Origin of the sequence: Photobacterium alginatilyticum (genome assembly GCF_009910675.1) — a bacterium.
GTDB classification, from domain to species: domain Bacteria; phylum Pseudomonadota; class Gammaproteobacteria; order Enterobacterales; family Vibrionaceae; genus Photobacterium; species Photobacterium alginatilyticum.
The window spans coordinates 12,497-32,621 of sequence record NZ_RSEJ01000042.1 but is presented as its reverse complement, the minus strand read 5'-3'; the positions used below and the strand labels follow the sequence as shown (position 1 = coordinate 32,621).

Annotated in this window: 9 protein-coding genes and 2 tRNA genes; 6 read left to right on the top strand and 5 right to left on the bottom strand. The window is 52.4% G+C overall.

Annotation, left to right across the window (positions count from 1 at the left end; translation table 11 throughout):
• Nucleotides 1-15 precede the first annotated feature (15 nt).
• From EIZ48_RS26200 to EIZ48_RS26190, 3 genes are all read left to right on the top strand, one after another.
• Complete coding sequence (locus EIZ48_RS26200; RefSeq protein WP_205298616.1) at nt 16-6,795, top strand: Ig-like domain-containing protein; 6,780 nt, start codon at nt 16-18, stop codon at nt 6,793-6,795.
• Between the two features lie 126 nt (nt 6,796-6,921).
• Nucleotides 6,922-7,012 (top strand) — tRNA-Ser (locus EIZ48_RS26195).
• 41 nt (nt 7,013-7,053) lie between these two features.
• Nucleotides 7,054-7,130, top strand: a tRNA-Asp gene (locus EIZ48_RS26190).
• Nucleotides 7,131-7,347: 217 nt separating this feature from the next.
• Here EIZ48_RS26190 and EIZ48_RS26185 read toward each other — a convergent pair.
• Nucleotides 7,348-8,253 carry a DMT family transporter gene (locus EIZ48_RS26185; RefSeq protein ID WP_160658146.1) on the bottom strand — a complete coding sequence of 302 codons (906 nt, stop codon included), beginning with the start codon at nt 8,251-8,253 and terminating at the stop codon, nt 7,348-7,350.
• A 190-nt stretch (nt 8,254-8,443) separates the two neighbouring features.
• On the opposite strand from EIZ48_RS26185, the gene EIZ48_RS26180 reads away from it, so the two are divergent.
• The 3 genes from EIZ48_RS26180 (at nt 8,444) to EIZ48_RS26170 (ending at nt 13,362) form a co-directional block, all read left to right on the top strand.
• Nucleotides 8,444-9,163 carry a winged helix-turn-helix domain-containing protein gene (locus EIZ48_RS26180; protein ID WP_160658144.1) on the top strand — a complete coding sequence of 240 codons (720 nt, stop codon included), beginning with the start codon at nt 8,444-8,446 and terminating at the stop codon, nt 9,161-9,163.
• A gap of 31 nt (nt 9,164-9,194) precedes the next feature.
• Nucleotides 9,195-12,056 carry a PD40 domain-containing protein gene (locus EIZ48_RS26175; RefSeq protein ID WP_160658142.1) on the top strand — a complete coding sequence of 954 codons (2,862 nt, stop codon included), beginning with the start codon at nt 9,195-9,197 and terminating at the stop codon, nt 12,054-12,056.
• Between the two features lie 145 nt (nt 12,057-12,201).
• Entirely contained in the window at nt 12,202-13,362 is a 1,161-nt protein-coding gene (locus EIZ48_RS26170; protein WP_075762845.1) for a glycosyltransferase, read from the top strand.
• A 91-nt stretch (nt 13,363-13,453) separates the two neighbouring features.
• On the opposite strand, the gene EIZ48_RS26165 is transcribed toward EIZ48_RS26170, so the two are convergent.
• The 4 genes from EIZ48_RS26165 to EIZ48_RS26150 all read right to left on the bottom strand — a co-directional run bounded on the left by EIZ48_RS26165 (nt 13,454) and on the right by EIZ48_RS26150 (nt 20,111).
• The gene (locus EIZ48_RS26165; RefSeq protein ID WP_160658141.1) at nt 13,454-14,920 is read right to left on the bottom strand and encodes an efflux transporter outer membrane subunit; all 1,467 of its coding nucleotides are present in this window, start codon (nt 14,918-14,920) and stop codon (nt 13,454-13,456) included.
• On the bottom strand, nt 14,907-17,969 hold the full coding sequence (locus tag EIZ48_RS26160) for an efflux RND transporter permease subunit (RefSeq protein ID WP_160658139.1): 3,063 nt from the start codon (nt 17,967-17,969) through the stop codon (nt 14,907-14,909). The genes EIZ48_RS26165 and EIZ48_RS26160 overlap by 14 nt, the downstream gene beginning before the upstream one ends.
• 11 nt (nt 17,970-17,980) lie before the next feature.
• Nucleotides 17,981-19,066, bottom strand: a complete 1,086-nt coding sequence (locus EIZ48_RS26155) for an efflux RND transporter periplasmic adaptor subunit (RefSeq protein WP_160658137.1) — start codon at nt 19,064-19,066, stop codon at nt 17,981-17,983.
• Between the two features lie 163 nt (nt 19,067-19,229).
• Entirely contained in the window at nt 19,230-20,111 is an 882-nt protein-coding gene (locus tag EIZ48_RS26150) for a LysR family transcriptional regulator (RefSeq protein ID WP_160658136.1), read from the bottom strand.
• Between the last annotated feature and the right edge of the window lie 14 nt (nt 20,112-20,125).

The window sequence follows — 20,125 nt, the reverse complement described above, 5'->3', positions numbered from 1 at the left end:
ACGCTGTCGGTGACAGTGACCGACAGCGCGGGCAATGCGGCGACGGCGGTGACGGATACGGCCACGCTGGATAAAACCAGGCCGACGGTCACCACCTTCAGCGCCTCGGACACGCAGCTAAAAGTGGGCGAGACAGCCACCATCAGTATTGTTCTGAGCGAGGCGAGCAGCGACTTCAACATTGGCGATATCAGCGTAACGGGCGGCGAGCTGTCGAACTTCGTGTCAACCAGCGCGACCCAGTACAGCGTACTCTTCACCCCGACGGCTGACTCGGAAGCCACGGCGACGCTGGACATCAATGCCGATAGCTTCACCGACGCGGCGGGCAACGGCAATACCGCGGCCACCCAGCTGTCACTGACGGTGGATACGCAGGCGCCGAGCGGTCACAGTGTGGTCATCGATCAGGCGCTGATTAACCGGGATAACGAGGCAGCGCTCAGCTTTACCGTATCAGGTCTTGAAAGTGCAGGTTCATTTACTTATCAAATCAGTGATGGTACCAACAGCGTGTCTGGTGCTTCGCCGGTTGCTGTTGATGCTGTGAGTGAGCAGGTGACCGGGTTCGATGTAAGCTCGCTGGCCGAAGGTACCCTGACGTTGTCGGTGGTGGTCTCGGATGAAGCGGGCAATGCTGCCGCGAGCATTTCTGCGACAGTCGTGAAGAAATATAATGTCGCACCGCAGTTATCCGGTACGCCAGCAACAACAGTCAATGAAGATGCCGCCTATAGCTTTACCCCGACCCTGACCGATCCGGATCAGGGCGATACACATACCTATAGTATTGAGAATAAACCGGACTGGGCGGAGTTTGATACCTCGACCGGTGCGTTGACCGGTACACCGGATGATGCTGCGGTTGGTACTTACAGCAATGTTCAAATCAAAGTCTCTGACGGGACGGATGAGGTTACGCTGGACAGTTTCAACATCGAAGTCGTCAATACCAATGATGCTCCGGTTGGGCAAAACTTTAGCTTTACTCTGGATGAAGCAGCTACCTTGACGGTAGTTACTGCAAATGGTCTGCTCAGCAATGCGGCGGATGACGATACGGACAGTGGTGATACCCTAACGGTATCCGTTGTCACAGGCCCTCAATATGGTCAGTTGAACCTCAGTGAAGATGGCAGCTTCAGCTACCAGCATGACGGCAGCGAAAACCACAGTGACAGCTTTACTTTCCAGGTTGTTGATGCATCCAGTGCAAGATCTGAAACCCGCAGCGTGAATTTGGCGATGAATGCGGTGGCTGATGCCCCTGTTACTGTCAACGACACGGCAACCACCAATGAGGATGTCGCCGTCATTATCAAGCTGCTGGATAATGATTATGATCCGGAAAACGATATGGTGGCATCTTCTGCCGCAGTGGTGAGCCAACCAGGCAAAGGTAGCGTGACAATTACCAATGGAATTGCCACCTATACACCAAATACCAATGCCAACGGGCAGGACAGCTTCACCTATACGGTGAAAGATGCCTTGCTCAATACCTCATCAGAAGCGACGGTCACGGTGACCATCACCGCAGTAAACGATCTGCCGGCCGCGGGGAACCTGAGCACCACGGTGAATGAGGATACTGCCACAGAAGCCCTGGTGGTGCGGGATGCAGCCAGTGATGTCGAAGACGGCAAACCTACCGGTGATATTACGTTGGCTACCGAACCGACTATCGGTAGCGTCACCATCGACCAGGCTGCAGGTACTCTGGTGTACACCCCTGATCTCAACGAAGTCGGCACCGATACCTTCACCTACACCATTACTGATAGCGAAGGCGGGGTCTCTGAGCCGGCCACGGTGACGGTGAATATTGGGGCGGTGAACGACCGGCCGATCGCCGGAAATGACAGCGTGACCACGGACGAGGACGTGGCGGCGACGCTGGCGATCCTGACCAACGATTCGGATATCGAAGATCAGAGCTTCACCAAAGCGAATATCACTCTGGAAGATCAGGGCGATGGTGCGGGTAATTATGCCAAAGCGGAAGTTACCATTCAGGATGATGGCAGTCTGGCGATCACGCCGCGTGCAAACGAGAACGGTACATTCAGCTTTACCTATACCCTGACTGATAGTGAAGGCTTGCAGTCTGAGCCTGCGACCGTGACGGTTATCCTGACTCCGGTCAATGATGCGCCGGTAGCGGTAGGTAATACCGCTGAGTTGCAGGAAGAGGGCTCTTTCGAGGTTAACGTGCTGGGTAATGACACTGATGTTGATACCAACGATCGCTTCGATCTGACCAGTGTGACGGTTGTCCAGTCACCGGCCAACGGCCAAGTTGAGGTTACATCGACCGGGGCGATTGTCTATACCGCTAATGCCAACTACTTCGGCGATGATACCTTCACCTATACCGTGAAGGATGCCGCTGGTGCGGTGTCCAATGAAGCGACGGTGACCATGACCGTCACGCCGGTCAACGATGCACCGGTTGCTACGCCTCAGTCTCAAACGCTGGATGAAGACACCACACTGACACTCACTCTGAGCGGGACAGACATTGAAGACGATGCCCTGGTGTACAGCATTACTGAAAGCACCAGCAATGGTGAGCTTGAGCAGTTGAGTGAAAATAGCTGGCGCTATACACCGAATACACACTTTAACGGTGCAGATAGCTTCAAGTTCAAGGTCAATGACGGCGAGCTTGACTCCGAGCCAGTTGAAGTGTCTCTGACGGTTAATCCGGTCAATGACGCGCCAAGTGTACAGAGTCTGTCGGTAGGCGGAGATGAAGACAAAGCCCTGACCATGACTCTGACGGGCAGTGATGTGGAAAACTCGTCACTGACATATCAATTGGTGACGCCACCGGAAAATGGCAGTGCTCTGTTGAGTGGCAATGAAGTGACGTATCAAGCGGATGCTAACTTCTTCGGTCAGGACAGCTTTACCTACAAGGCCAATGACGGTGAACTGGACTCGGTACCTGCGACAGTGACGATAACGATAGCCGGGGTCAATGACGCACCGACGATCAGTGGTACCCCAGACACTTCGGTTGATGAAGATACGGCTTATCTTTTTGCCCCTGTTGGTCATGATAATGACACGACGGATACACTGAGCTTTAGTATTGCCAATAAGCCAAGTTGGGCCAGCTTTGATGAGGCTACCGGAACCTTGAGCGGCACGCCGGGCAATGCTGATGTCGGGATCACCAATAATATTGTGATTTCGGTATCGGACGGCACGGAAACCGCCTCACTACCGGGCTTCAGTTTGACAGTCAATAATGTCAATGATGCTCCGGTGATCAGCGGCAATCCGGCCACGGAGGTTAATGAAGATAGTGCCTATTATTACAAACCGCAGGTGACGGATGTTGATAGTACGTCGCTGACGTTTAGCATCACCAACAAGCCGACTTGGGCTAGTTTCGATGAAGCGACGGGGGCGTTGAGTGGTACCCCTGATAACAGTCATGTCGGCACGACCAGCGGGATTGTGATTTCGGTCTCAGACGGGGCGGCAAGTGACTCATTACCTGCCTTTAATCTGACAGTGAAAAACGTCAATGATGCGCCGGTGGGTGAGTCTTTGGTTATCAATTTTGACGAGGATACCAGCGCTGACATTTCACCTGCGTTGTCTGATGTGGATAGTAACAACCTGACACGAAATGTAATTTCTTCGCCAGCTCATGGTTCGTTGGTGGCAACCACGAACGGCTGGACCTATACCCCTGCCACAAACTACAACGGTAGCGATGTTTTTGAATATCGGGTGAGCGATGGCCAGGCGTCGTCAGTCACTTATAGCGTGACGTTGAATATTGCTGCTGTGAACGACGACCCGGTTGCGGTGGATGATACTTTTGTGCTGACTGCCAATGATCAGGCTTCCTATACGTTGGATGTTCTTACCAATGATACCGATGTGGATGAAGATACAGTGCAGCTGGACTGGGTGAAACCCACTTCGGGGCAGGCCAGTCTTCAGGATAATAAGATCCTGCTGGCCACCACGCAAAGCGGTACGGTAACGGTGCAGTACGGGGTTGTTGATGGTAATGGCGGCAAAGCAATGGCTAAAGCCACAGTGACCATTAAGAGCGACAAACTGGAAGCACCGACGATCACCGCACCGGATGATGTGGAGGTAAATGCAACCGCCTTGTCGACCAAGGTGGATCTGGGAACGGCGGTCGCCTTTGACAGCACGGGTAAACCACTGCCTGTTTCTCTGGTCGATAACACGACCTTCTTCCGCCCTGGCGTGAATACCGTGTACTGGCAGACGGAAGACTCACAAGGCAATGTGGCCGAAGCGAGTCAGACGGTAACGGTTCATCCGTTGGTGAGCATCGAAAAAGATGGGGAAACCACGGAAGGTACTTCGCATACGGTGAAAGTCTACCTTAATGGTCCGGCTCCGTCGTATCCGGTGACGATTCCATACACGGTGTCCGGCACCAGTGATAGCGCTGATCATGATTTGGTGGATGGCGAGGTGGTGATCACTGAAGGTACCGTCGGGGAGATCACTTTTGACGTGAAGTCTGATGAAGTATCTGAAGGCGTAGAAACTCTTACTATCGCACTGGATTCGTCCTTGAATCTGGGCAGTAAGAACCAGTATACGCTGAGCATCTATGAGCAGAATGTCGCGCCGAAAGTGAGCGTAACCGTCAAGCAGGGTGATGAGCAACGTAGCAAGGTGGAAAACAGCGATCAGGCAGTGACGGTTACCGCTACGGTAGCAGATCCGAATGTCGGAGATACCCATACCTATGCCTGGGTAGCCGCTGATGACAAGCTGGCTGCAGTCATTGCGGGTCAGACGCAGGGATCTACCTTGAGCTTCTCGCCATCAGAATTGAGCTCTGCGATTTATCATTTGCAGCTGACGGTGACGGATAGCGGTCCGTTGTCAGTGAAAGAAGATGTCTACCTTGAGGTCGTAGCAGCTCTGGCGGTACTTGGTGATGCAGACAGTGATGGTGATTTGATCCCGGATAACCAGGAAGGTCATAACGATAGTGATAACGATGGTATTCCGGATTACCAGGATGCGATCAGTGACTGTAACGTGATCCAGGAAGCGGTCTCTGATCCGTCGAGTTATCTGGTCGAAGGCGATCCGGGTGTCTGCCTGCGCAAAGGGGTGACAGTCGCTGGCAATGAAACCGGTGGGACCCAATTGCTTGATACCGAGGTGACCACTCAGTTGGGTGAGGACGACACTGCGGATAATATTGGCGGGATCTTCGACTTCGTCGCGACAGGCCTGCCGCAAGTGGGACAGAGCTATCGCGTGGTCTTCCCACAGCGTCGTCCGATCCCGGCCAATGCTGTATACCGTAAGTACAAGGATGGTTTGGGTTGGGTCGACTTTGTGGAAGGTGCCGATAACTCACTGGCCTCGACACAAGGTGAAGCTGGTTACTGTCCTCCTCCGGGGGATGTCAGCTGGACGCAGGGACTGACAGAAGGTCACTGGTGTGTTCAGCTAACCATTCAGGATGGTGGCCCGAACGATGATGACGGTATCGCAAATGGCAACGTGGTGGACCCGGGTGGTGTTGCCGCGAAAGTGACTAGTAATACTATACCGAAAGCACAGGGAGATACCGTCTCCGTCAGCCGCAATGGTCATATTATGATTGATGCTCTGGCTAATGACAGTGATGCCGATGGCCATGCGCTGACCATTGCCAATGCCACGGCGGACTTCGGCTCTGTAGCTGTGGTCAATAACTGGCTGAGTTATACCGCTAAGGATCAGTTCTATGGCGTGGCGACGATTAACTACAGCGTGACGGATAATAATGGCGGAACTGACTTTGCGGATGTCACGGTGAAAGTCGTAAACAGCCAGACACCGGTGGCGGTGGATGATGAAGTGGAAACTGATGATCGGACATCCTTGGTTATTCGGGTACTGAGTAATGACAGTGATCCGGATGCTGACACATTGACTATTGTTTCCGCGGTGGCACAAAACGGGGTTGTATCGATTAACAGCGATCAGACCTTGGCGTACACACCGAAAGTCGGATTTGAAGGTGTGGACACCATCACCTATGTGATCCGCGACTCGAATGGCTTGGAGGATACGGGCTTGGTGAAAGTCACAACAAAACTGACCCAGTCAGTAACCGTTGAAAATGAAGCGGGCGGTAGCCTTGGCGGGCTGACTCTGGCCTTGCTGGCGCTGTTTGGTCTCACTCGACGCGTTGGCAAGCGTGGATGGTTGATGCTGTTGGCGTTGCTGAGTTTTAACAGTCAGGCCAGCTGGTTTGTCGAATCCGATCTGGGGATGAGCAATGCCCATGAACGTTCCGGGCTTGAAGCGGGAACTGTTGTTGACAGTGATGATACTGATTTCTACTGGACCGTTGGCGTCGGATATGAGTTCGACTCGGACTGGGCGCTGACAGCACGTTATATCGATCAGGGGCAGGGCAGTGCCACGATCCGCAATAATACGGCTACGCCGGAGGAGTACCACCAAAGTGTGGCAAAGTTCTCCCCTGTGCTGGCAAGCGGAATCGGGCTTGATGTGCGTTACTCGCTCTGGCAGTCAGAGTCAGTCTATCTGAATGTGAGTGCCGGAGGCATGTACTGGGAGGTGGACTTTGATAGCTTCTATCAAGGAAATACTATCAGCAGCAGTGACGATGGTATCGATCCGTACCTGGGATTAGAGCTTGGTTATGAGATCAATGATAACTGGACTGTTGGCCTGGGTGTGACCCGGTACTTTATTGATGCCAACGATGTCGACGGCTTTGCCTTGAGGTTGAAGTATCGCTTTAGCGAAGAGGAGTAACGCGTTGTATTGGTGGTATTAAGAGCGGGGTTGGGTGTGATAGTTTAAGCTTTAAGCGATTGTTTGAAATGTTTAAAATAACGCTTTACAAGCTTGGCGATGGCCCGTATTATTCGCCGCACTTACGGAGAGATGGCTGAGTGGTTGAAAGCACCGGTCTTGAAAACCGGCATACGTTTGTAGCGTATCTAGGGTTCAAATCCCTATCTCTCCGCCACATTCTAGAAACTGGGCAATAGTCGGGTTTCGTACAGAATTGGAGCGGTAGTTCAGTTGGTTAGAATACCGGCCTGTCACGCCGGGGGTCGCGGGTTCGAGTCCCGTCCGCTCCGCCACTGATTTAAGCCTGATGCGAAAGCGTCAGGCTTTTTTCGTTTAACGCTCCCGAAAATGCTGCGCATTTTTTCGCGCAACTAGGCGTCCCCGCCGGAATGCCGGACCATCGAGCCCCCGTCCGCTCCGCCACTACACTGAAGCCTCGTCAGAAATGACGAGGCTTTTTTGTATGCGTTGAGTTAGGGTTCGCCCTACGGTCGAAATTCATTAAATACTTTAACTTGCTTCGATTGGTTTTGATTGTGGCTTTTGTATCGCGATAGCCTGCATAACGCCAGAGGCCATGATTACCATACAACCTGCCAGTTGGAGTGGGCTGAGAGCTTGGCCGAAGAGCAGCCAGGCCAGCGAAACGACAGCAATGGGCTCGAGATAAGACAGGGTGCCGAAAGTGGCTGAAGGTAGTTCTCGAAGAGCGATGACGGCAAACAGGATGGCCAGGAAGCCGGGGATCAGCCCCGCTATTGCCAGCCAGGCCCACTGAGTCAGTGCTATCGATTCATCTTGCGCCAGCATAAACGGCAATATGCAGGCGGCACCGACCATCAGTTGATACCAGCTGCGGGTAAAGACATGAACGTGCGGCGGAATAGAGCGATTGATCAAGATAAAGCCGCTATAACACACCATTGCAAGAACGGCGTACAGCATACCGAGTGCATCTTGCGAGCCTGTCCCGAACTCAAGCTTAAATTCCATCATCATGGCAAAGCCCAATAAGGCAAGCAGGATCAGACCAACAGACTGCATATTTAACTTTTCTGAAAACAAAAAATGGGCCGAGACCGAAGCGACGACGGGAGCCAGGTAAATCGTCATGATAGCATTGGCCATGCTGGTATAGCTCATGGCCTGAATGTAAAAAACGATGAAGCCGGCAAGTAAGCCACCGTTGATTATGACTTGCCAGGAAGGCCAGCAGTTAAGGAGCGCGAGTTTTTTATCAATCGCTAAATAGCCCAGCATGATGAGTCCGCCGAGAAAGAGACGAAAGAAGGTCACTGTTTCTGAGCTGAGGTTCGCATAAACGGCAATGGTACCGATAGTGCCCATAAATACGGCTGACAAAGCAGCTAGCACTAGATAGGGGGCTGTGTTGTTAGCCGATTTATCAAAGTTCATTTTGCGTTCCTCTGTTGCAATTTTGTTACGTCCTGTTCAGGTGGTTATCATACGGTCAATGATTAAAAATGCCATGGTAGCATGCGTCTACTTAACTGTTTTTTGCTCTTAAGATTTACAACTTAATGATTTTAAGTAAGATATGCGTCAATATTGAACGTTGTACAATTAATGCTAGATGTAAGATCGAATGATGAAAATAGTATTAGTGGAAGATGACTTTAGCTTTAGAACCCAGCAAGAAAGCTACTTCACTCAGCACGGGTACGAAGTGGTTCTTTCGACCGAGCCATCGGCAGCCGAGTTGGTCAAAGCTTTGCAACCCGAGATCGTTATTATTGGTCTTGCCAACCCCGGATGTGACAGTTTGGGGCTTTGTCGTCAGATCAGGCCGCATGTATCGAGTAAAATTTTGTTGTTAACCCCTTTTGAAGATGACATCGAACATGTGGCAGCCCTGGAAATTGGCGCGGATGATTTTATTCAAAAGCCAGTTTCACTCCGGGTGCTGCTGGCTCGGATCCGGGCTCTTATGCGCTGTAAGCGGCTTGATAAACCAGAGAAAAGCGCAACGGGGCGAAAGAAAGTTGACATTTGTAATGATCAGCTTGTTTGTGGATCTCTGAAGCTAAACAATGCACGCAAATGTTGTATGTTGGGAACCGAGATGGTGGCATTGACCGGATCTGAGTTTGACTTGCTGTGGTTGTTGGCCTCGCGATCGGATGAGGTGCTATCTCGCGAGTTTTTGGTCAAGACTATCCGGGGCATAGATTACGATGGTATAGATCGTACTATTGATAACAAGGTCGTGACATTGCGCAAAAAGCTTGGTGATACGCCGTCGTTCCCAAGGAAAATCATTACCGTCAGAAGCAAAGGGTACTTATTTACGCCAGACAGTTGGTAGTGTGCCGAAATAATAATCAAGGTTGAAGAAGATGTTAGGGAAAATATTGAAACGCACGCTATTAGGGATAATGGTTAGCGCGAGCCTATCGACGACTGCAGCAGCGGCCCCCGTCGGGTGGGATGAAGCAGGAAAAGAGTGGTTAAGCCAGCAATCTGCGCATTTTTCGGTGCATTTTGTTGAGGGTCATGAACAAAGTGCCGCCAGGGTACTCGATATTGCCGAGCGGGTACGCCGGGAGCAACTGCCGTTTTTTCAGTCTGCACCGCAAGCCAGAACTGAAATTGTACTGGTTGATGATTTTGATTTTTCGAATGGCTGGGCCACCCCGTTACCTTTCGCCCAGATCCGCCTGTTTATGAGCCCACCAGAGGACGGCGGTGATCTGGCCACCAGTGATGATTGGCTTCATTTGCTGATCCGTCATGAATACGCCCACATTATGCACATGGAGCTAGCCACCGGGGTTCCTAAAGTGCTGCAGGATGTATTTGGCCGCCAGGCTTTTTTCTTTCCCCATGCCTTAACCCCTTCTTTGTTGCTTGAAGGCCTGGCAGTGTATCTGGAAACCAATGAGGAGCTGGGATACGGACGGCTTCAGAGCAGCCAATATGCCATGAAGATGCGTATGGAGGTGGCCAGCGGTGAACTTAAAGATTTGGAACAGGTTGCGGTGGCTAACAGAGAGTGGCCGCTGGGATACCAATATCTTTATGGTGCTTACTTTATTCAATACCTGTCAGAGACTTATGGCGAACAGAAGGTTCAGGCCTTTCTGACAGGCTATAGTCGCCGGATCATCCCGTATTTCTTGCTCAACCGCACGGCCAGACAGTCATTTGGCAAAGACTTTAACGCGTTATGGCTAGATTTTCAGGCCTACCTGGAGAAGGAGTTTGCCCCTCAACTGGCCCAGCTAAAGCAGCATTCCGTGTCTGGTAAAGAAGTTGGTAAAGAAACAGGTAAGGAGCTGCAGCCAACGCCGTATCTTCAGGTGGTGGCACATAGCCAAAGCGGCCTGCTGGTCAATCACAACAATGGGGAGGACCGTCCGGAGATAGCAACGCTTGATCCGGAAAATGGTGAGTGGACATCGTTAACGGCCAGCAAGGATATTACCGCAATGTCATCGCATCCTCAGTCTGGGCTGGCTGCTTCACGTCTTGTTCATTATGCCGATGGCAGAAGCTACAACGATTTGTTCCTATATCGTGATGGCCAGTGGCAGCAACTGACCGAGCGCCAGCGTTTTCGTCATGTACGCTGGATGCCTGATGGCAAACAGCTTATCGCCAGTCGTAAGGTAGCGGGTGTCAGCGAACTGTGGTTGGTGGATGCCCAGTCTATTGATCAGGCCCAGGCGCCAGTTCGTATTTGGCGCGGTGATTCGGAAACGGTGCTAGGGACTTTCGACATCTCGCCGACAGGCAATGATCTGGTGGCGGCGGTGAAACGACCTCGGCAAGGCTGGAACCTAGAGATGCTGAGCCTTGATAGCAAGACATGGCAACCGATAACAGATACCAAAGCGGCTGAAAGCAGTCCGAGCTATCTCCCTGATGGCCGTATTCTGTATAGCGCCGATTATGAAGGTGTGTTTGATGTTTATGTGCTTGATCAAAGCCGTGGTGAAGTTGAACAGTGGACGCGTGAGCTCGGCGGTGCGCTACGGCCTGTCTGGCAGCCTGGCACCGGGCTGGTTTATCAGGCCTATGAGACAGAAGGATACCAGTTGCGTTATTTGCCGACCCCTCGCGTACTCTCGACTCAGCCTATTGAAACTCTGCAGGGCCGCTATGACTACCCGCCGGTCGTTGAGCAGGTGGTCGAAAAGGGCGAGCCTGAAGCCTATAGCCCATGGTCAACACTCAGACCACATAATTGGTTGCCGCTTGTATACATAGATGACGCCAGAACCCAGATTGGCGCACTGACCTTTGGCTCAGATGCCCTGGGACGCCATAACTACCAGCTGGCGGCAACATGGGATTTCGATAACGAGCTGGTTGATGCCAATCTTGTGTATCAGTATGACAACCGCTGGATGGCCGTATTAAGCAGTAGTCATGATTACGACAAGATGACCTTTGAGGGCCGCAGTGACTACCGGATTACCCGTGATGACTATTTTGTGTTGCAACGTAATCACATCGTAACGGCTTTTGAAGATCAGCTCAGCCTGCATGCCGGCGGGGTGCTTGATAAAGAGAGCCTTGTATCCCAACCTGACTTTGCCAGCATGATTGCGTTCAGGGAAACCAACGAAACGCTGGCGGGGCTGGCAGTAACATTTGATAACCGCGAAGCATACCTCAATGTTCCGGGTATCGGCTGGGGGCATTACCTGGATGTGGTGGCTGAAACTAACGCCTTGTTTGACAGCGACTATGATGGTCAGAAGTATCAGGCCCAATGGAAGGGAACCTGGGACCTGCCGGGAAGAACGACCCTGACGGCAAGGTTGGGGGGCGGCTATGCTGACGATGATGCCAAGCGTTTCCGTCTTGGCGGGAAAGACTTATTCGAGGAATCCCGCCTGTTTGGCCGCGATACGCAAGCATTGCGGGGGTACGATGATTCCGTCCAGCGAGGTCAACGCTATGCGACTCAAAGGTTGGAGCTGGAAACCTGGCTTGGACGAATTGAGCGTAACTGGTCGTTGTATCCGGTGGGTGTCGGTGATGTGTCAGGCTCGGTTTTTGTCGATTCTGGGGCTGCCTGGGATTCCGGGGACGATCACAAGCAGCTAACCGGTGTCGGCGCGCAAATTACGATTGAGGTTGAGCTAGGCTACAACCTGACATTGCCGATGACGCTGGGTTATGCCCATGGACTTGATAGCAATCTGGGTAAAGACGAAGTGTATTTCACGGTATCAGGCAGCTTGTGGTAAACGTCTAATTTCAGAGAATGGCTCGCTACAAGTCATTGGCATAAGCCTAATATCACTATACTGATAACAGTTTCCATTGCGTGAGCCGTAGAATGAAAACGGTCTGTCAGGTTTGTGACATTGGGTTAGTCCAAGGTTGCCGAGGATGAAAATCCTGTATCTGAGCTATTTCTCGCCACCGCATTTGCATGCCAGTGCAAATCGAAGCTTGTGTTTTGCTCAATATCTCGCCCGGGCGGGTTGTGAGATCCAGCTGGTGAGAGAGCAAGACACACTACGATATGGGAAAAGGGAAAAGCAGAACTGTTGGCAGCATGACACTCTGATTACTAACCAGGCCGTGGCTTCATGGAACATTGAGTGGTTATGGCGTCGGGAGCAGGATATGCGCTGGGGCTGGATCATTCCGAGCTTATTGCAATGCTGCCGGCAAATTATATCTAATCGGCCAGATGTCATTATGGTGAGTTGTCCGCCGTTTAGCAGTGCAATGGTTGGTTACTATCTGTCGCGATGGTTCGACTTGCCACTGGTGCTGGATTTTCGAGATGGCTGGTCGCGTGCCAGTTATTTTGCCAAAGGATGCATATCGCGCTGGGAAAAGTCTGCATTGAGGCAGGCAACCAGGCTGGTTGTCACCTCGCAATCAGACTGGATCGCCTATCAACGTCTGGCCGGGAAAGACAAGGTTGTCTGGATACCTCATAGTTATGATTTTACTCTTGATCATGCTTCCGAAAAACATGCGTCGTTTACTCTCGGTTACTGCGGAACCTGGGATAGCTTCCGTCGCTCGGCAAAAGGGATTTTGAGCCAGCTGGCTAAGGTTTCGTTTCCAGTTCGGTTTATCAATATTGGTCATTACCAGCCGGGATTTTCCAGACTGGTCGACGATTATGGCCTTACTGAATCAGTAGTCATGACTGGACCGGTAGATAAAGAGCAGGTCAGAGGGGCGCTGAGTCAGTGTGATGCCTTGTTTATTCAAAATGGCCCGCCGGATCGCGGTAAGAAAGATACTCACCTGGCTGCCAAGGCGATAGATTATGTTGCCAGTGGTAGGCCAATACTGGCCGAACTGCCAGAGGGAGAAACACTGAGCTTTCTGCGACGATATGCCGGACAACTCTATGAAGTGAGTACCGGGGATCCGGCAGCCTATCAGCAGCAGCTACATGCAATGTACCAACAATGGCAGCAACACCCGCAACAGGTGTATCGCTCCAGTGACGAGTTCTATCAGGCTTTTGATGCCCGGGTACTAGCCAGCCGGTTATACAGGATTTTAGATGAAGCACGAGCATAAAAAATACGGCCATTCAGCCAACAGAGAGTGTGGGAGTCTTTCTGTTGTTAGCGGCTGAAGGCCGTATGGAGTAATGCGGTGTGGCTGGAAGTTACTGCAGTTCCCAGTCGCCTCCCAACGCCTTGTTAAGACCGGTAGCCAAATTGGCTGTCTGCAGTTTCGCTGCAATGACCCGATCAGCCATAATATGCTGCTGGCGTTGGGCATCCAGTACCGTTAGGTAGTCAACCAACCCTGCAGCATACAGCGACTTGGCTTTCTTGACGGCTTTATCCGTTTCGGTTTTAGATTCCAGTACCAAGGTCTGATACTGCTGGCTGTTCCCATAGCCGTTTAGCAGGGTTTCCACCTCGCCTATGGCCCCGTTAACGGCGTGTTGGTAAGACAGGGCGCTGCTTTTAAAGCGCGCTTCCTGAATATCGATAAGGGCCTCACTGCGCCCGCCATCAAACAGGTTCCAGCTCACGCCGATATTGGCTATCCAGGTTGCCGAATCACTGCTGAACAGATCGTCAAAATCCTTGGCAAGCAGGCCCGGTGCGCCGGTGAGGTAGAACTTTGGATACTGGTTGGCGATTGCTGCACCGAGCTCGGCATTAACTGCAGCCATTTCCCGTTCGGCTATCCGAATATCAGGTCTGCGCTGAAGCAAATCGGAAGGCAGGCCGGTTGGAATGATCCCGCTAAGCTCAGGAACTGGCTGAGAGGCTGAGAGCAGCTGGCTTTGGCTGAGACGGGCCTTCATCCCTGCAGGTGTTTCGCCCAATAAGATAGCCAACCTTTGCTGGTGGACACTCTCGGCGGTCTGCAACTGGGGGAGCACGGACTTTGTTGCAGCCAGCATGGCTTTGGCCCGGGCAAGATCCAGCTCGGAGCCGTAGCCGCTTCTGAGCATCTTTTGGATCAGCACTAGTGTTTCTTCCTGATCGCGAACCATGTCTGTGGCAATCGCCTTTCGTGCCTGAGCACCGCGCATTTGCAGGTAGTTATGGATGACGTCTGAGGTGATCATCGTCGTCAGCCCTTCGCGGAATATATCGGCCTGCTCTTTACGGATCGCGGCAGCCTGGGCCTGTTTGTCTATGCGACCGAACAGATCCATCTCCCAGGCGATGGTAGCACCGGCATGGAAGGCTTCCTGGTTGGAGTCGACCAGCGCAGTGCCGAGCGGGTTGTTGGATGAAACGACCGGCCCGAGCAGAGGATCATTCTCACTGAGTCCTAGCGATGAGAATCCGGCTCCCAGGCTGACTGTCGGCACCTTGAATGACTCCACCACATTTTGGTAAGCCTGAGCTGCCTTGATGCGTTCGGCTGCGATTTTTAGCGGAATGTTTTGATGCTGGGCATCGGCGACCAGCTGGTTCAGCATGGTGTCGTTGAACTGATACCACCAAGGACTGGTATTTGCCAATATAGCCTGCTGGCTGGTGCCTGCCGTTTGCTGAAAAAGGTACTCAGTATCGAGTGTTTGCTCCGGCTGCTGGTAGTCCGGCCCGGTGGCACAGCCTGAAAGTACAAGAGCAGCAGCGATGAGGGAGAGTTTATGCAGTTTCATTGCTTAGCTCCTTAATGTGTTGGGTTGACTCGGAACGGTAGAACAGGCGATACAGTGCCGGCATGACAAACAATGACAACACGGTGGCTGCTGCAAGGCCGCCGATGATGGTGGCTGCCATTTGGTCAAACAAACGATCGGAAAGCAGCGGGATCATCCCCAGTGCCGTGGTCAATGCCCCCATTGAAATGGCCATGGTGCGGTTAAGGGTGGCCTGGGTGATCGCTTCCTCCAGCGGTCGGCCGTTGGACCGTTCCAGCTCTATCTGATCCATCAGCACGATACCGTTTTTGATGATCATGCCTGACAGGGCAATAGCGCCGATCAGAGCCATGAAGCCGAACGGTTTGTCGACCAGCAGCAGGAACCAACTGGCGCCGGTAGCCGCCAACGGAACGGTTGTCATAATAATGATCGGCTGCTTGAACCCGTTGAACAGGGCAACCAGTATGATCACCATGATCAGTACAGCTTTCGGTAGCTGCATGAAGGTGTCGACCACCGAGCGATGTTCGTCATAGTATTCGCCGCCCCATTCGAACTGGTAACCATATGGCAGTTCGATGGCTTCGATGGCTTCGGCAACCTGCAGACGTACTTCCGAGGCCGTTTCACCATGGACATCGGCCTGAACCGTAATCGCAGGTAGGCGATTTCGACGCCAGATCATGCTTTCTTCTGTTTTTAGCTCAAAACCGTCAACAACCTGACCGAGTGGTACGCTGTGCAGGCCAAGCAAGGAGCGCACTGGCAGGGTCTCCAGAGAATCAATATCTGCAGCAGCGCTGCGCAGTTTAATCGGTATCAGCTCATCACCCTGATGAAGTTGGCTTAGCGTGACGCCATCGGTAGCGCGCTTGATTGCCAGGGCAACATCGGTACGGTTGATACCGGCACGGCGGGCCTGCTCCTGATTCATAACAGGAACCAGAACCTTACTTTGCTGACGCCAGTCATCACGGATGTACTTGGTATGCGGGTTAGCAGCCAGTACCGTCTGCGCTTGCTGTGATAGCTGGTGCAGGACATCAGGATCCGGTCCGATGAAGCGAGCCTCGATACTGTACTTATCCTTGGTGGCCAGCTTCAACGGACGGAAGCGTGGTTCGGCATGCGGAAACTCAGCCTTCAGCCATTGGTCACCACGTTCGACCAGATCGACAATTGAGTCATAGTCCCGGGTGTTGATCAGAATTTGTCCGTAGCTTGCATCAAAAGGTTCCGGCTCGACGGTCACCGAGAAGCGCGGGGCGCTGGCACCGACAAAGGTCGAGATGTTCGAGACCTCTGGTTGAGTCAGTAGCCACTTTTCAATTTTCTTCATGTCCTTGGAGGTTTGCTCAATCTGGGCACCGTTTGGTAGCCAGTAGTCAAGGAAGACCATAGCCCGATCTGAGCTTGGCATGAAGTTCACCGATATTTGGGGCACAACAAAGGCCGTGATGGCCAGCAACGGTATCAGAAGCGTAAGGGTCTTGAGCGGGCTGCTTACTGTAAAGCTTACCGCTCGGTAGTAGAGGGATGGTTTGGCGTCTGTATTAGTATCAGCGTTTGATGGTTTCGGTTTGATCCAAAGCCAGCACATTAACGGGGTGACAGTCATGGCGACCAGCCACGAAAGCAACAGTGATGAACACATGACCCAGAATACCGAGACGGCAAACTCGGCGGAGTCTGTCTGCGAGAACAATACCGGGGTCGCACCCATGATAGCGATTACGGTTGCCCCCAGCAGCGGAATGGCCGTTTCCTGAATGGTTTCCCGGCAGGCTTTAAGACGTTCAACCCCTTTATTCAGCTTGGCAATGATCATGTCGGTCACCACGATAGCGTTATCGACCAACATACCCAGTGCAAGAATAAAGGTACCCAGTGAAACCCGCTGGAGATCGATAGTGGTGAGCTTCATGTAGATCAGGGTTAGCAGAATGGTCAGCAGCAGGCTGCTACCGACGATCAGTGCACTCTTGAATCCCATGAACAACCACAGGATCACGACTACAATTGCGACACTTTCGAGCAGGTTGGTGACGAAGTTGTTGATTGATTTCTCGACTTCCTCCGGCTGAAAGGCAATGGTGTTGATGTCGACGCCGATAGGCAACTCTTGCTGGTAGTCGGCGATAATCGCGTTTAGCGAGTCACCCAGAGATACAACGTTGATGCCATTAACCGGGCTAACTGCCAGAGTAATGGCATCCAGTCCGTTGAAACGGCTTTCAGAGAGTGCCGGAGTTTGGTAGCCCATTGAAATTTTGGCGATATCGCCCAGGCGGATAAGGCCGCTGCCAAGCTCGCCGATGCCACCTTTGATGGTTAGGTTGCGAATATCATCCAGCGACGTAAATTCGCTGCCCTGATCGATACGGATCCGTTCGATACCGGCTTTGAAGCTACCGGCATCATAGATCATGTTTTGGCTGGCCAGCTGGTTGAGTACCTGCGCAGAGGAAAGACCGTACTCGGCCAGTCGCTCATCCGGCAAATCAATGTTGACGACCTGATTGCGCACGCCATGCAGTTCGATTTTTTTGATCCCTTCAACGGTTTTCAGGCGTCGTTGCAGTTCTTTGGCGTACAGGCGCAGCTGGCTGGGTTCGACACCGTCACCGGAGACGGCAAACAGCATGCCGTAGACTTCAGAAAACTCATCTTGAACTATGCTGATCTGGGCTGTCGCCGGTAGGGTTAGCTTGCTATCAGCCACTTTGCGGCGCAGCAAATCCCATTGCTGGGGAAGCGCTTTAGAGCTGGTGGCTTCCTGCAGGTCGACGAAAATCATCGAGCTGCCCGGGCGGGAGAGCGAACGCAGTTTCCACAGCGACCCCATTTCCTGCAGCTTGGTTTCAATTTTGTCGGTTACCTGCTCTTCGACTTCGGCGGCCGATGCCCCCGGGTACAAGGTAACAATGACGGCACTTTTGACCGTAAACGACGGATCTTCAAGCTTACCCAGCTTGAAGTAGGAGAGGGTGCCGGCAATGATGCACAGCACACAGAAGAACGAGACAAAGGTTCGTTGCTTAATAGCAAATTCGGCTAGATTCATTGGCATTACCTCTATTGGACTGCAGAAACGACTTGGGTCGCGCCGACAGGCTGGTTGGGTTTGAGGTAATGGGCGCCAGCGATGACTAATTTGTCTCCGGACTGAAGATTGCCGGAAAGACAGGCCTTGTTGCGTTGAGCAGACTGGATATCGACTGGATTGAGGACTGCCTTACCATTTTTCACCACAAATACGCCGGTACCGTCATCGGTATTGATAACGGCAGAATAAGGCACACAGTAGCTGTTCTTCTCTTGCGCATAGCTAATGTTCAGCTCTACAGCTTTACCCGGCAGCATACTGATATCTGCGCTTTCCAGTGAATAGGTGAGGGTGTAGGTTTGCTTGATCGGATCCGGTAAGGTACTGGCTTCTGTTAACCGGGCGGGTATCGTCTGCTCTGCGCCATACCAGCCCACAGTGGCTGTGGTGGCATGGCTGATCTGCGAGGCAAGGCTTTCCGGGACATCAATCACAGCCTGCAGTTGTTCAGGTTGATGTAGCGTGAACATCGGAAGACCAGGGGCGGCCTGTTCGAACTGCTCGTTGAACCGCTTGCCGATAACTCCGTTGAAAGGAGCCTTTAGCTCGGTATAGCTCAGGGCATCTTTGGCTTTTTGCAGGTTTTGCTGCACTACTTTTACCATTGCGTTACTGCGCTTGTACCCGCTCATCGCCCGGTCAAGGTTGACCGCGGCGATTGCGTTATCGCCTGTAGCCTGTTTAACCCGTTTGAGCTCAATGGCTGCCAATGCCTGTGCGGCCTTGGCCTCTTCCAGTCGAGCTTCCAGTTCCATGACCGTTACCTGATAGTCATGGGGATCTAGCCGGGCGATAACTTGTCCTTTCGTTACCGTGTCACCGGTACTGACAAGTACTTGTTCAATAGTGCCGGGAACCTTGAACGACAGATTGGCGCTGTCGACGGCTTCGAGTACACCGGAGAAGCGTTTAATACCCTGTTGGCTGTTTGCTCCCAGCTCGATAACCTGCACCGGGCGAGGGGATTTGTCGGCCAGCTTGGCCGGGGCTTCTGTACAACCGGTTAGCACCAGAGCGGCTAACGGGGCCAGAAGAAAGAGTGATGAATGTTTCATGATTGACTCCCACTGTCATTTGGGAGCCATTGTAGGGATTAGTGTGCTAGCGATATGCATGCAAGCGTGCGAAATACTGTCACGAAAAACGTGACAATAAGTCGACTTCTTTGCGTCTCGCCGCAGATGTCAGGTTGGCATTAGGTTAATACCTGTGACAAAGCTAGAGGATCTTGGGGATCTCGGTAAGCAAGTGATCGATGAGCAATCGAGTAGCCCGGCTAACGCCGTGACGGTCCGGGTAGAGCAACCACAGCTCTTCATTTTTAGATTGATAGTCAGGCAATACCTGAACAAGCTCACCGCTTTCCAATGCGCTGACAGCCAGTAGTAAGGGTAAAAAACCAAGCCCCTGCCCGGCAATCATAGAGCGCCGGATAAAGTTGGTGCTGTTACTGCTGAGTTTAGGAAATACCTTGATGTTGCTATCGGTAAAATGCCAGCTATCTTCAAGGCTGCCGTCTGGCCAGCGATAACAGATACAGCGATGGTTGGCGATATCATCAACACTCTCCGGCATACCATGCTGCTCGATATAACCTGGGCTGGCGAGCAGAAATCGGCTGAGGGCGGTGATTCGGCGAGCAATGTAGCTTGAGTCCTGAAGCTGCCCGATATGAAAGGCCAAATCTAGTCCTTGTTCATAGATGTCATGGTAGCTATTGCTGCTGAATCGTACATCCAGCTCAATCTCAGGGTATTGTTGCTGGAAGGCGGCCAGGATCGGCTGGATGGCTTCGTCACTGTCGGGCAGGATCCCTATTTTGACTTTGCCGACAGGCCTGTCGTCCAGTTTGTCGATGGCTTCCTGGGCTCGTTCGATCCCTTCAACCACTTTCAGCAGTTCCTGGTAGTAAACCTCGCCATGCTGGGTAAGGCGCAGCTTGCGGGTGGTACGGAAAAACAACTGGGCATTAAGGTGTTTCTCAAGCTCGCCGATCCGCCTGCTTACATTGGCTCGGGGAAGATCCAGCGCGTTTGCCGCGGCGCTAAAGCTACCGAGCTGAACGACGGATGTGAAGAGTTTGAGATCGTCGAGACGCATAACAAGATTGCCTA